10 protein-coding genes are annotated in these 14610 nt (G+C 65.1%); 2 read left to right on the top strand and 8 right to left on the bottom strand.

What is annotated here, in order from left to right:
- Positions 1-13 precede the first annotated feature (13 nt).
- From fusA to rplJ, 8 genes are all read right to left on the bottom strand, one after another.
- Positions 14-2101: an elongation factor G gene (fusA, locus tag AB1446_03440; protein MEW6545952.1), complete on the bottom strand. Its 2088-nt coding sequence runs from the start codon at positions 2099-2101 to the stop codon at positions 14-16.
- 65 nt (positions 2102-2166) lie between these two features.
- The gene (rpsG, locus tag AB1446_03435; GenBank protein ID MEW6545951.1) at positions 2167-2637 is read right to left on the bottom strand and encodes a 30S ribosomal protein S7; all 471 of its coding nucleotides are present in this window, start codon (positions 2635-2637) and stop codon (positions 2167-2169) included.
- A gap of 14 nt (positions 2638-2651) precedes the next feature.
- On the bottom strand, positions 2652-3026 hold the full coding sequence (gene rpsL / locus AB1446_03430) for a 30S ribosomal protein S12 (protein ID MEW6545950.1): 375 nt from the start codon (positions 3024-3026) through the stop codon (positions 2652-2654).
- 15 nt (positions 3027-3041) lie between these two features.
- Positions 3042-3290, bottom strand: a complete 249-nt coding sequence (locus AB1446_03425; GenBank protein ID MEW6545949.1) for a ribosomal L7Ae/L30e/S12e/Gadd45 family protein — start codon at positions 3288-3290, stop codon at positions 3042-3044.
- Between the two features lie 54 nt (positions 3291-3344).
- A complete protein-coding gene (gene rpoC / locus AB1446_03420; protein MEW6545948.1) occupies positions 3345-6887 on the bottom strand; it encodes a DNA-directed RNA polymerase subunit beta' in 3543 nt (1180 codons plus the stop codon).
- A gap of 19 nt (positions 6888-6906) precedes the next feature.
- On the bottom strand, positions 6907-10554 hold the full coding sequence (gene rpoB / locus AB1446_03415) for a DNA-directed RNA polymerase subunit beta (protein MEW6545947.1): 3648 nt from the start codon (positions 10552-10554) through the stop codon (positions 6907-6909).
- Positions 10555-10830: 276 nt separating this feature from the next.
- Positions 10831-11223, bottom strand: a complete 393-nt coding sequence (gene rplL, locus AB1446_03410) for a 50S ribosomal protein L7/L12 (protein ID MEW6545946.1) — start codon at positions 11221-11223, stop codon at positions 10831-10833.
- A gap of 26 nt (positions 11224-11249) precedes the next feature.
- Positions 11250-11777, bottom strand: a complete 528-nt coding sequence (rplJ, locus tag AB1446_03405; GenBank protein ID MEW6545945.1) for a 50S ribosomal protein L10 — start codon at positions 11775-11777, stop codon at positions 11250-11252.
- Positions 11778-12178: 401 nt separating this feature from the next.
- Here rplJ and AB1446_03400 point away from each other — a divergent pair, with 401 nt between their 5' ends.
- Positions 12179-12553 (top strand): metalloregulator ArsR/SmtB family transcription factor, encoded by a 375-nt coding sequence (locus AB1446_03400; GenBank protein ID MEW6545944.1) that lies wholly within the window; start codon positions 12179-12181, stop codon positions 12551-12553.
- Between the two features lie 84 nt (positions 12554-12637).
- Positions 12638-14548 carry a cation-translocating P-type ATPase gene (locus AB1446_03395; protein ID MEW6545943.1) on the top strand — a complete coding sequence of 637 codons (1911 nt, stop codon included), beginning with the start codon at positions 12638-12640 and terminating at the stop codon, positions 14546-14548.
- Positions 14549-14610 lie beyond the last annotated feature (62 nt).

The raw sequence follows: 14610 nt of genomic DNA, 5'->3' as shown, positions 1-14610 counted from the left end.
ATATCTTCCCCCTTTACACTCGGCTGCGGTATCCTGACCGCGCCAGTATGCCCTCCAGCACCTGGGCAGGAACAGGTTGGTAGGAGTCGAACTGCATGGTGTACGTTCCCCTGCCCTGGGTGAGGGACCTCAGGTCTGTAGCGTAACCGAACATCTCCGCCAGCGGGACCGTTCCCCGGATCACCTGCACGTTACCCCGGGACTCCAAACCCTCGATGTGGCCCCTGCGGGCCGACAGGTCTCCCATTACATCCCCCATGTACGCCTCTGGGACCACCACCTCCACCCTCATCACCGGCTCCAGCAGGACGGGGGCAGCCTTTTCCGCCGCGGAGCGGAAAGCCTGCGCCGCCGCCAGCTTGAACGCCACCTCGGATGAATCAACCTCGTGGTAGGACCCATCGAACAGGGTCACCCGCACGTCGATCACCGGGTAGCCGGCCAGCACGCCGCTGGCCATGGCTTCCCGCACGCCCGCCTCCACCGCCGGGATGAACTCCCGCGGCACCACGCCGCCCACGATGCGATCCTCGAAGACGAAACCCGCCCCGCGGGCCAGGGGCTCCAGCCGCAGCCACACGTGCCCGTACTGGCCCCGACCTCCGGTTTGCTTGATCCACTTCCCTTCCGCCTCGGCGGCGGCGGTGATGCTCTCCTTGTACGCCACCTGGGGACGGCCCACGTTGGCCTCTACCTTGAACTCCCGCAGGAGGCGGTCCACGATTATCTCCAGGTGCAACTCGCCCATGCCCGAGATGAGGGTCTGACCTGTCTCGGGGTCGACCCGCACCCGGAAGGTGGGATCCTCCTCGGATAGCCGGGCCAGGGACATCCCCAGGCGGTCCTGGTCGGCCCGGGTACGGGGCTCGATGGCCACCGAGATGACGGGCTCGGGAAAGGTCATGGGTTCCAGCACCAGGGGATGCTCTTCCGGGCAGAGGGTGTCTCCCGTGCCGGTCTCCTTCAGTCCCACGGCCGCGGCAATGTCCCCCGCATAGGCCAGGCGCGCATCCTCCCGGTGATTGGCGTGCATGTACAGCACCCGGCCCACTCGCTCCTTGACACCCCGGGTGGCGTTGTACACGTAGGAGCCCGCGCTCAGGGTGCCCGAGTATATGCGCAGGAACGTGAGCTTACCCACGTGGGGGTCGGCCATCACCTTGAACGCCAGGGCACAGAGGGGAGCATCATCACTGACCGCACGCTCTTCCTCTTCACCGGTGTGGGGATTGACACCACGTACGGCCGGGACATCCAGAGGGGAGGGCAGATAGTACACGACCGCGTCCAGCAGGGGTTGCACGCCCTTGTTCCGGTAAGAGGCCCCGCACAGGACGGGCACTATCCGGTTCGCCAGGGTACCGCGCCGTAAAGCCCCCCTGATCTGGTCCGGTGCTACCGGTTCTCCCTCCAGGTAGCGGGCGAGAATCTCTTCATCGAAGTCACAGCAAGCCTCCAGCAGCTTCTCCCGCCAGGTGCTCACCTGCTCGGCGAGTTCGGGAGGAACCGTCGTCACCTCGCTCTGGGTTCCCAACTCGTCCACGTACACGATAGCCTCTTCCGTGATCAGGTCAACCACGCCCTGGAAGCTATCCTCTACCCCGATGGGCACCTGCACGGGCACCGGGTGCGCCCCCAGGCGGGTGCGAATTTCTTCCACCACCCGGAAGAAGTCGGCCCCCACGGTGTCCATCTTGTTGACGTAAGCGATGCGCGGCACCCCATAGCGGTCGGCCTGCCGCCACACCGTTTCCGACTGGGGCTCCACTCCTCCCTTGGCGCAGAAGATGGCGATTACCCCGTCCAGTACCCGCAGCGAACGCTCGACTTCCACGGTGAAATCCACGTGGCCGGGCGTGTCTATGATATTTATGCGGTGGCCCTTCCAGAAGCAGGTAGTGGCTGCGGAGGTGATGGTGATGCCCCGCTCCTGTTCCTGCACCATCCAGTCCATGGTGGCGGACCCTTCGTCCACCTCGCCCATGCGGTGCACCCTGCCGGTGTAGAACAGGATGCGCTCGGTGGTGGTGGTCTTACCGGCGTCGATGTGAGCTGCTATTCCAATGTTGCGCGTCTTTTCCAGCGGATATTCCCTGGGCATCTCCATCCCCCCTTTCTGTTCGTCATCACACCGCAGCGCGTCTGCGGATCCGTCCCCCTTATCCGCTACCAGCGGTAGTGGGCGAAGGCACGGTTGGCCTCGGCCATGCGGTGCGTGTCTTCCCTCTTCTTCACAGCCCCTCCCTGACCTGCGGCGGCATCCAGGATCTCCCCCGCCAGGCGCTCCACCATGGTGCGCTCGTTGCGCTCCCTGGCGTACTGCACCAGCCAGCGCATGCCCAGTGACACGCGTCGCTCCGGCCTAACCTCGATGGGAACCTGGTAGGTGGCACCGCCAACCCGGCGCGGCCGCACCTCCAGGGTGGGCATGGCGTTCTTGAGCGCCTGTTCGAACACATCCAGGGGATCCCGACCCGACTTCTTGGCCACGATGTCGAAGGCCCGGTACACGATGCTCTCGGCCAGGGATTTCTTGCCGTCCCACATCACCTTGTTGATGAGACGAGCGACCATTTCGCTCCCGTACACCGGGTCAGGGGCCACAGCCCGTCGTGGTACACTTCCTCGTCTGGGCATGCTGCTCCCTCCCCCTACTTCTTGGGCCGCTTGGCCCCGTACTTGGAGCGACCCTGCATGCGCTTTTGCACCCCGGCGGCATCGAGAGTGCCTCGGATGATGTGATAGCGCACGCCGGGCAGGTCCTTGACACGGCCTCCCCGCACCAGCACCACCGAGTGCTCCTGCAGGTTGTGACCGATGCCGGGGATATAAGCGGTTACCTCCACCCCGTTGGAAAGCCGCACGCGGGCGATCTTGCGGAGGGCGGAGTTGGGTTTCTTGGGAGTCACCGTGCCTACACGTGTGCACACGCCCCGCTTCTGGGGATTCCCCTGCAGGGCAGGCGACTTGGACTTACGCCGGGGAGTTTGCCTCCCCAACCTCACCAGTTGATTGAACGTGGGCACTCCATCACCTTCTTCCTACCTCAGGATGGCAGCAGAAGCCGCCCCCACCTGTATTCCACATGCCTTCCCCAGGAGGGCCATGGAATCGACCCACTCCACCGGGGTGCCCTTATCCTGACACATCCTGACCAGGTCAGACACCACGCGTTCTTCGGCATCCCTGGCCACGAATACACACACCACATTTCCTTTTTCCACGGCCCGCAGGGTCTGCCTGGTACCCACCGTGCGCCTCCGGGCCGCCTTCAAATCGTCCAGGCTCAAGCCCTAACCCTCCTGGAGCACACTTTGTGATTTTAGCACCGACCTACCGGAGTGTCAATCCGAGCCGGCTTCGCCTTCCGCTTCAAGTTCTTCCACCCAATCGGCCTCCCCCTCTTCCGGAGCCCAGGCCTCAGCAGCCTGTTCCTGAGGCAACACGGGAGGCTGGGCCAGCTTGACCACCTCCAGGCGGCGGTAACGGGTCATGCCCGTGCCCGCCGGGATGAGCTTCCCTATGATCACATTCTCCTTCAGCCCGATGAGAGGATCCTGCTTGCCCTTGATAGCGGCTTCGGTGAGGACCCGCGTAGTCTCCTGGAAAGAAGCTGCCGCCAGGAAGGAGTCGGTAGCCAGGGAGGCCTTGGTGATGCCCAGCAATACGGGCCTGGCCACGGCGGGCTGGCCGCCTTCCTCCAGCACGCGCGCGTTCTCGGCCTCGAACTCCCAGATGTCCACGAACTGGCCGTGCAGGAGGTCGGTGTCGCCCGGGTCTTCTACCCGCACGCGACGCAGCATCTGCCGGATGATGATCTCGATGTGCTTGTCGTTGATGTCCACCCCCTGCATGCGGTAAACCCGCTGTACCTCGGAAAGCAGGTACTGCTCCACTGCGCGCAGGCCCTTGACCCGCAGCAGGTCGTGAGGATTGATGGAGCCCTCCGTCAGCTCGTCCCCGGGCTCCACCCGATCACCGTTCTGCACCTTCAGGCGGCTACCGTAGGGGATGCTGTAGGTGGCCAGCACTTCCCCGTCCCCGGACACGACCTCCACTTCCCGCCGGTTCTTGCCTTCACTGATGCGCACCGTGCCGCCTACCTCAGCGATGAGCGCCTGCCCTTTGGGCCGCCGTGCCTCGAACAGTTCCTCCACACGGGGCAGACCCTGGGTGATATCCTCGGCCGCCACTCCACCGATGTGGAAGGTGCGCATGGTGAGCTGGGTGCCGGGCTCACCGATGGACTGAGCAGCAATGATGCCCACCGCCTCGCCGGGCTCCACCAGGAATCCGGTGGCCAGGTTGCGCCCGTAACACCGCACGCACACGCCGTGGCGAGTCTTGCACGTGAGCACGGAGCGGATCTTGACCGCGGTGATACCGGCCTCCGCCAGGCGGGCGAAATCCGCTTCCCTGATCTCCTGGTTCGCCCGCACCAGCACCTCACCCGTCCCGGGGTGGACGATGTCCTCCAGGGCGCAGCGCCCAACCACGCGAGCACGCACGCTCTCCAGGGGTTCCCCTGCGGGCACGTCGATCAGGATGCCGTCCTCGGTTCCACAATCTTCTTCGCGCACGATCACGTCCTGGGACACATCCACCAGGCGCCTGGTGAGATATCCGGAGTCCGCCGTGCGCAGGGCGGTGTCGGCCAGTCCCTTGCGGGCCCCGTGCGTGGAAGTGAAGTACTCCAGCACGGTCAGTCCCTCGCGGAAGGAAGACCGCACGGGGACCTCGATGACCCGACCGGTGGGGTCAACCATCACCCCACGCATGCCGCCGAGCTGGGACATCTGCTGCACGTTGCCGCGGGCGCCGGAGTGGGCCATCATAAACACAGGGTTGAACTTATCCATGTTATCAAGCTGAGCCTGCGTCACCTTATCCTTGGTGCGCTCCCAGATGTCGATGACCTTGTGATAGCGCTCCCCGTCTGATATGAGGCCCCGGCGATACTGCTCCTCTACCTTATCCACCTCGCGCTGGCCCTCTTCGAGGAGTTCCGCCTTGTTGGGCGGCATCGTCACGTCACCGACGGCGATGGTGATGCCGGCCCGGGTGGCAGCGGAAAAGGCCAGGTCCTTGATGCCGTCCAGCACCTCGGCGGTGCGGGTGTTGCCGTACTGCTGGTAGCACTCGGCCACGATTTCACCCAGCACCTTGCGGTCTATCACCCGGTCGTAATAGCGGGGCCGCATCTCCTTGGGCAACTTCTCGCAGAAGAGAAGCCGCCCGAGGGTGGTGGAAACCCGCTGGCCGCCGATGCGCACCTGGATGCGGGCATGCAGCCCCAGGTATCCCAGTTCGTGGGCCATGATGGCTTCTTCCACCGAGGCGAACACCCGGCCCTCGCCCTTGTCCCCTTCTCTTTCCAGGGTAAGCCAGTACGACCCCAAGACCATGTCCTGGGTGGGGGTGACCACCGGAGACCCATCCTTGGGGTTGAGCAGGTTGTTCACCGACAGCATGAGGATGCGGGCCTCGGCCTGGGCCTCCGCGGAAAGGGGCACGTGCACCGCCATCTGGTCGCCGTCGAAGTCGGCGTTGTAAGCCGTGCACACCAGGGGGTGGATCTGGATTGCCCGCCCTTCCACCAGCACCGGCTCGAAAGCCTGGATGCCTAGCCGGTGGAGGGTAGGGGCCCGGTTGAGGAGCACCGGGTGCTCTTTGATGATATCCTCAAGCACGTCCCACACTTCCGGCCGTGCCCGCTCCACCATGCGCTTGGCGCTCTTGATGTTGTGAGCGAGTCCGTCTTTCACCAGCCTCTTCATCACGAAGGGCTTGAACAGCTCAAGAGCCATTTCCTTGGGCAACCCGCACTGGTACAGCTTAAGGCGCGGGCCCACTACAATCACGGAACGACCTGAGTAGTCCACCCGCTTGCCCAGCAGGTTCTGGCGGAACCGCCCCTGCTTGCCCTTGAGCATGTCCGAGAGGGACTTGAGGGGACGGTTGCCGGGACCGGTGACCGGCCGCCCCCGCCGGCCGTTGTCGATGAGGGCATCCACCGCTTCCTGCAACATGCGCTTCTCGTTGCGCACGATGATGTCGGGAGCCCCCAGGTCCAGCAGCCTCTTCAAGCGGTTGTTCCGGTTGATCACCCGCCGGTAGAGATCGTTGAGGTCGGAGGTGGCAAAGCGCCCGCCGTCCAGTTGCACCATGGGGCGAAGTTCCGGCGGGATGACGGGTATCGCCTCCAGGATCATCCACTCGGGGCGGTTGCCAGACTTGCGGAATGCCTCCACCACCTCCAGGCGACGGATGGCCCGCACCTTGCGCTGCCCGGTAGCGGTGGCCACTTCCTGCCGCAGCTCGGCTGCCAGTTCGTCCAGGTCGATCTGCTCCAGCAGCTTCTTGATGGCCTCCGCTCCCATGCGGGCCTCGAAGTTGTGCCCGTATTTTTCCCGCGCTTCCCGGTACTCGGCTTCCGTGAGGAGCTGCTTCTCCAGAAGGGGCGTGGTGCCGGGATCGGTGACGATGTAGGCGGCAAAATAAAGCACCTTCTCGAGCGCCCGCGGGGAAATGTCCAGAAGCAGTCCCATGCGGCTGGGGATACCCTTAAAGTACCAGATGTGCGATACCGGAGCGGCCAGTTCGATGTGGCCCATGCGCTCGCGGCGCACCTTGGCCCTGGTCACCTCCACGCCGCAGCGATCGCAAATCACGCCCTTGTACCGAACCCGCTTGTACTTGCCGCAGTGGCACTCCCAGTCGCGGGTGGGGCCGAAGATGCGCTCGCAAAACAACCCGTCCCGCTCTGGCTTGAGCGTGCGGTAGTTGATGGTCTCGGGTTTCTTCACCTCGCCCCGAGACCAGGCCCGGATCTGGTCAGGAGAGGCCAGCCCGATGCGGATGGAATCGAAGAAGTTCACGTCCAGCAACGCGCTCGCTCCCTTCGCGTCATTCCTCGTCCATTTCGTCCTCGTCCTCCGCCGCGCGCAGTTCCTCCAGGCTCTCGGGGTGACCGCCGTCACCACCCGAGGCTACCACGCGTCCGGCGGAGGCCAGAGAAGCCGGCACCTCATCGAAGGCCTCAGCCTCCAGGGGTTCGGCCTCCCGCAGCTCTTCATCCGCCTCGGCGTACACCGTCTCTTCCCCCAGCTCGCCTGCCTCCGCCGCCGGTCCCGCTAGCTCACGCTCCAGGCGCCGGGCCGCCGGGCGAGCCTCCACCTCATCCTCCACTTCCTTGAGCTCGATCTCCCGCCCTTCCTCATCCAGCACCCGCACGTCCAGGGCCAGGCTCTGCAGTTCCTTGATGAGCACCTTGAAGGACTCCGGCACGCCGGGCTCGGGCACGTTCTCACCCTTCACGATGGCCTCGTAGGTGCGCACGCGACCCAGCACGTCGTCCGACTTGACGGTGAGCAATTCCTGGAGGGTGTAGGCGGCGCCGTAGGCTTCCAGGGCCCACACTTCCATCTCTCCGAACCGCTGCCCGCCGAACTGGGCCTTACCGCCCAGGGGCTGCTGGGTAACCAGGGAGTACGGGCCGGTAGAGCGGGCATGGATCTTGTCATCCACCAGGTGGGCCAGCTTCATCATGTACAGGTAGCCGACACAGACGTCCTGGTCAAAAGGCTGACCCGTCCGTCCATCGCGCAGCGTAATCTTACCTGAGCGGGGCAGACCCGCCTGCTCGAGCAGGTCCAGGATCTCCTCTTCCCGGGCACCGTCGAAGACGGGGGAGGCCACGTGCAGGCCCAGAGCCCGCGCCGCCCAGCCCAGGTGAGTCTCCAGGATCTGCCCCAGGTTCATACGGGAAGGTACCCCGAGGGGGTTAAGCACGATCTGTACCGGCGTTCCGTCGGGCAAGAACGGCATGTCTTCCCGGGGCAGGATGCGGGCGATAACGCCCTTATTTCCATGCCGCCCCGCCATCTTGTCGCCCACCGAGATCTTACGCTTCTGGGCCACGTAGACCCGCACCAGTTGATTCACTCCGGGAGGGAGTTCGTCTCCCCTCTCCCGCGAGAACACCTTGACATCCACCACCACACCGGACTCACCGTGGGGAACCCGCAGGGAGGTATCCCGCACTTCCCGGGCCTTCTCCCCGAATATGGCCCGCAGCAGCCGCTCCTCCGCCGTGAGTTCGGTCTCGCCCTTGGGGGTCACCTTGCCTACCAGAATATCACCCGGCCGCACCTCTGCCCCGATGCGGATGATGCCCCTTTCGTCCAGGTCCTTGAGCACATCCTCACCCACGTTGGGGATTTCCCGGGTAATCTCTTCCGGCCCCAGCTTGGTATCCCGGGCGTCGCACTCGTACTCCTCGATGTGGATGGAAGTGTAGACGTCATCCTGCACCAGTTCCTCCGAGATCAGGATGGCGTCCTCGTAGTTGTATCCTTCCCAGGGCATGAATGCCACCAGGACGTTCCTGCCCAGAGCCAGTTCCCCCATGTCGGTGGAGGGCCCGTCGGCGAGGACGTCCCTCTTGCGCACCCGCTGGCCCTTCACCACCACCGGGCGCTGGTTCATACAGGTACCCTGGTTGGAGCGGGCGAACTTCATGAGCCGGTGGGTGACCGTCCGCCCGGAATCGTACCTCACCTTGATCTCCGTGGCAGTGACCGACTCCACCACCCCGTCCTCGGGAGCCAGCAGTACCACGCCCGAGTCGCAGGCAGCCCGGAACTCCAGCCCCGTGCCCACCAGGGGCGCTTCCGCGCGCAGGAGCGGCACCGCCTGCCGCTGCATGTTGGACCCCATGAGTGCCCGGTTGGCGTCGTCGTGCTCCAGGAAGGGGATGAGGGCGGTGGCCACGGACACGATCTGCTTGGGCGACACATCCATGTAATCAACTTCGGTGGGAGGCACGTACACCACGTCACCGCGGTAACGGGCGACCACCCGCGGCCCGATCAGGCGGCCCTCAGCATCCACAGGGGCGTTGGCCTGAGCGATGACGCACTCGTCTTCCTCATCGGCGCTCAGGTACACCACCTCGTCCGTCACCCGCCCCTGGTCCTTATCCACCTTGCGGTAAGGGGCCTCGATGAACCCGAAGGGATTTACCCGCGCGTAGGTGGCCAGGGAGCTGATCAGGCCGATGTTGGGGCCTTCAGGGGTCTCGATGGGGCACATGCGGCCGTAGTGGGAGTGGTGCACGTCCCGCACCTCGAACCCGGCCCGCTCCCGGGAGAGCCCCCCCGGCCCAAGGGCCGACAACCGCCGCTTGTGGGTGAGCTCGGCCAGGGGGTTGGTCTGGTCCATGAACTGGGACAACTGGCTCGACCCGAAGAACTCCCGCACCGCCGCCGTCACGGGGCGGATGTTGATGAGCACCTGCGGGGTCACCGACTCCACGTCCTGGATGGTCATGCGCTCTTTGACCACGCGCTCCATGCGGGCCAGCCCGATGCGGAACTGGTTCTGCAAGAGCTCCCCCACGCAGCGCAGGCGCCGGTTCCCCAGGTGGTCGATGTCGTCCACCGAGCCCAGGCCGCGGAACAGGTTGAGGAGGTACGATACCACCGCCACGATGTCTTCCTTGGTGACGGTCTTCACCCCCAGCTCTGGTGCACCATTGGCCAGGACGGGTATTACTTCCCCGTCGGGAAGGCGCACCTTGAGGCGGGAGATGCCGGCGGCGTCGATCCTCTCCGCCAGGCGGCGGTCGATCACACTGCCCGGCTCGGCCAGTACCTCACCGGTGCGGGGATCGATCACCCTGCCCGCGGCCAGGGTGCCCACCAGGCGCCGCCGCAGGGAAAGCTTCTTGTTCAGCTTGTAACGACCGACGGTGGCGAGGTCGTACCGGCGCGACTCGAAGAACAATGAATCCAGCAGGGTACGGGCCGACTCCACCGTCGGAGGCTCACCGGGTCGCAGGCGCTTGTATATTTCGATGAGGGCCTCATCGGCAGACCTGGTGCTGTCCCGCTCAAGGGTGTTCTTGATGCGGGGGTCGTCCCCGTAGAGCTCGAGGATGTCGTTATCACTCGAATACCCCAGTGCGCGCAGCAGCACGGTAGCCGGCAGCTTGCGGGTGCGATCCACTCGCACCCACACCACCTCGGAGGAGTCGGTCTCGAACTCCAACCACGCCCCCCGGTTGGGGATGATGGTAGCGTAGTAGAGGGTAACCCCCGACACGGGATCCGGTTGCGACGAGAAGTAGGCGCCGGGCGAGCGCACCAACTGGCTCACCACTACCCGCTCCGCCCCGTTGATGATGAAGGTCCCCTGTTCGGTCATGAGGGGGAAATCCCCCATGAACACGTGCTGCTCCTTAACTTCGCCCGTGTCCTTGTTGATGAGCCGGACCTTCACCTTGAGGGGAGCCGCGTAGGTGACATCCCTCTCCTTGCACTCTTCGACCGTGTACTTGGGCTTCCCCAACTCGGGATCCAGGAATTCCAGGACCAGGTTGCCCGTGAAATCCTGGATGGGCGAGATATCACGCAGGAGTTCACGCAACCCTTCGCGAACAAACCAGTCGTACGATCTCCTCTGGATCTCGATCAGGTTGGGGATCTCCAGCACCTCGGAGATGCGCCCAAAGTTGCGCCTTTGCCGGCAACCCGCCTGCAGGGCCAGGGCCATGCACTTTCACGCTCCCATCCGGTTTTTCCGCTCGATCCCGACGAAAAACGCCAAAAGCAAAGCCCACCGGGGCTTCGCCTTTGGGCGAACACTAGCTGTGCTCACAAGCGATAACCATTGCCAACTTATTTTAGCTCCAAACCGTAAGGATTATTCCTGGCCGCCCGTGGAAACGCAGCGGTGGCACCCTGCCAGTGTACCACAGCCCGAGCACCCCGTCAATAGGCGGTCCGGGGCCGGTTCGGCCTCCCCCGCACCGGTCCCGGACCCACCACCTCACTTGATCTCGACTTCGGCTCCCACGTCGGTAAGCTTCTTCTTGACGGCTTCGGCTTCTTCCTTGCTCACTTTCTCCTTGATGGGCTTGGGGACAGCGTCCACCAGGTCCTTGGCCTCCTTGAGCCCCAGACCGGTGAGTTCGCGCACCACCTTGATGACCTGGAGCTTGTTCTCGCCATACGACTTCAGGATGACGTCGAACTCGGTCTTCTCTTCCTCCTCAGGGGCCGCGGCCGCCGGTGCCGCTACCGGCCCCGCGACAGGCGCAGCCACCGCAACCGGCGCAGCTGCACTTACCCCGAATTCCTTCTCGAAGGCCTTCACCAGTTCGGCCAGCTCCAGAACGGTCATCCCCTTGACGATCTCCAGCACCTGCTCAACCTTGGACATGGCATTCCCTCCTCAAAGGAAGTACGTTACGCTGCGGCTTCCTCCTTTTGGCGCCGCACGGCATCCAGTACGGTAACCACCCCGCGCAAGAGCCCGGCCAGGCACCCCGCCATCCCTGCCAGAGGCGCCTGCACACCACCCAGCACCCGGGCCAGCAAGACCTCGCGGGCGGGCAACTCGGCCAGCCTGGCCACGCCTTCGGCGTCTATGACCTGTCCTTCCACCCACGCACCCTTGACCACCGGTAGCCTGAACTCGCGGATGAACCCCTGCAGCACCCGGGCTGCCACCACCGGGTCCTCATAAGCGAAGGCCACCGCCGTCGGTCCCTCCAGGTAAGGGTCCAGGTCGGGCACACCCACCTGGTGGGCGGCCAGGCGGAGGAGATTGTTGCGCACCACCCGGTACTCCACCCCGGCCGCCCGGAACCGCCTGCGGAGTTCGGCCATGCCGGCCACGTCGAGTCCCCGGTAATCGGCCAGTACCGCTCCCCGGGACCGGGCCAGTTTCTCCTTGAGATGCGCGACGGTCTCCACTTTCTCCGGCTTCGGCAATCGTCTCCCCCCTTCCAGCCACCGCTACTGCGGCCATGCCGGCCCGCAATACCCCATCTCCGGATAAAACCGGTGGACCCCCGCCACCGGGCGAGGGCCCACGAAAGACCACATGCCGGCATGATACCGGCAACATCTTTCATCCAACCCTCAGCCTCGGCAGGCGTCCCAAAGGGCCCTTAGGGCCGGGCAAACCGGCCACCTGCTGTCTTAAGCTGACACGCCATAACCTATCACACTAGAACGCCCCAGTCAACATACCTGCCTCCTCCCCTCCTCTTGACCGTTACCCTTGCGGGAGCCTATAATGCCTGCGAGATGCTAAAATAGTTATGGAAGTGTGGAGTCCTCCCCGCCACTGCGGGAGGCATGAGCGTGCAGCACGTCGGCGAGGTGCAGAGATGCCGGTCAAAAAGAGAGTTCAGCACGAGGCAGAACGGGACACTTGCGACGTTTTCGCCTACGACCCGGCCAGGGTGCGCCGGCTGCGCAAGCGGTTGCACCGCATGGAAGAACTGGCGGAAGTCTTTTCCGCCCTGGGCGACCCCACCCGGGTCAAGATCGTCTACGCCCTCTCCCAGGAAGAAATGTGCGTTTGCGACCTGGCGGCCCTGGTGGGACTCAGCCTGCAGGCGGTTTCCTATCACCTCCGCCTGTTGCGGGCGTTGCGGCTGGTCAAGTACCGCCGCCAGGGAAGGAGGGTTTTTTATTCCCTGGATGACGAACACGTGACGGCCATAGTGAGTCAGGGCATGGCCCACGTGGAACACGATTGACCGGGGGCAGGCAAGGTGGCCCACTGCCATGGTGACCATCGCCCCGGATGCACCCCGGGCTGTCAAAAAGGGGAGCGGCCCTTAATGCTGTGCCGGGCGGGTCTGGCCGCCGGGTTGCTCGTTGTGGGCTGGTTGCTCGAGGTGCGCGGCCACGCTTTGGCGGGCCGGGCAACCCTGGCGTTGTCCCTCGTCCTCTCCGGATGGCCGATCCTCAAACGCGGCATCCGGGGGATCATACGGGGCTGCTTCGACATCGAGTCCCTGGTGACCATAGCGGCGGCGGCAGCCCCCTTCATCGGCGAGTGGGCAGAAGCGGCCCTGGTGATGCTGCTCTTTGCCTTGGGGGAGGGCCTGGAAGAACTGGTATCCGAGCGCAACCGCCGTTCCCTGGAAACACTCCTGGATTCCGCCCCCCGTCTTGCCCGGGTACGGCGGGGAGGTGCCGAAGTGGAGGTACCGGCGGAGGATCTGGTGCCGGGTGATGTGTTCCTGCTCCGGCCCGGTGACCGGGCTCCTGCCGACGGCCAGGTGGTGGCGGGGAGCTCTGCCCTGGACGAAGCAGCCATCACGGGGGAACCCTTCCCCGTTCCCAAGGGGCCGGGTGACAGCGTGTACGCGGGCAGCATCAACCGGGAGGGATCCCTGGAAGTCCGGGTCAGCCGTCCCGCTCGGGACAGCACCCTGGCCCGCGTGATCCGGCTGGTTGAGGAGGCGCAGGCGGCGCGCGCTCCTTCCCAGCGCCTGGTGGACAGGTTCGCCCGTTACTACACTCCCGCGGTGACAGCGGCCGCAGCCGCCACGGCCCTGGTACCGCTCCTCACCGGTGCTCCCTGGCACACCTGGATATACCGCGCCCTGGCCCTCTTACTGGTGTCCTGCCCCTGCGCCCTGGTCATCTCCACGCCCACCGCTATCGTGGCTGCCATCTCCGCCGCTGCCCGCCGGGGAATCCTGATCAAAGGCGGCGCCTACCTGGAAACCCTGGGGCGATTGCGAGTGCTGGCCTTCGACAAGACCGGTACGCTGACCCTGGGGTCGCCACGCCTGGTTCGGGTGATACCCGGGCCGGATCGCCGGGAAGAGGAGGTACTGGCGCTGGCGGCGGCGGTGGAGTCCCTTTCCGAGCATCCCATTGCCCGGGCGCTGGTGAGGGAAGCCCGTGAGATGGGAATAAGTCCTTCGCCGGTGGAGGGTTTCCGGGCCTTCCCCGGTCTGGGAGCGCGAGCGCACCTGGGCGGGGAGGAGTGCCTGGTTGGTAACGTGCGCCTGTTCGCGGGCTGGAAGGTGCCGGAAGAACTGGCGCGGGAAGCAGCCGCTCAGCAGGCAAAGGGCTACACGGTGGTGCTGGTGGGTTGCGACGGCAAAGTGGTGGGGGCGCTGGCGGTGACCGATACCATTCGTCCCGGCGCCCGGGAGGCGATGGTCCGCCTGAAGAGGATGGGTATCCGGCATCTGGCCATGCTCACGGGGGACCACCTGGCACCCGCGCGGGCAGTCGCCCAGGACCTGACCCTCGATTCCGTGCACCACGAGTTGCTGCCCGAACAGAAGGTGCAGGCCGTGCGGGAATTGCGTTCCCGCCACGGCGAGGTGGGGATGGTGGGCGACGGGGTGAACGACACTGCCGCCCTGGCGGCCGCTTCCCTGGGCGTGGCCATGGGAGCAGCGGCCACGGAGGCTGCCCTGGAGACGGCCGACGTGGCCCTGATGGGCGACGACCTGAACAGTCTGCCCGACGCCGTCTCCCTGGGCCAGAAGACCCTGCGGGTTATCAGGGAGAACGTCATGCTGGCGGTGCTGGTGAAGCTGCTAGCCCTGGTCCTGCTGGCCCTAGGCAGGCTCGACCTGTGGATGGCGGTCCTGAGCGACAGCGGGACGGCGGTACTGGTGACCCTCAATAGCATGCGCCTCCTGCGCAGCCCGCCTGCATCTGACGGCCTTGAGCGGCCGTACTGCCAGGGCCGGCCAGGGAAGGCGTTCCGGGCGGTGCCGTAAGGAGGATAGGGAGGGCCCGCATTCCCCTGCGGGGCCACGGGCAGAGCAGGAAACCTTTAGCC

This window comes from Bacillota bacterium (assembly GCA_040757085.1).
Classification (GTDB): domain Bacteria; phylum Bacillota; class Sulfobacillia; order JACIYH01; family JACIYH01; genus JACIYH01.
The sequence above is the reverse complement of the archived record's forward strand: the minus strand, read 5'-3'. Positions and strand labels throughout refer to the sequence as shown.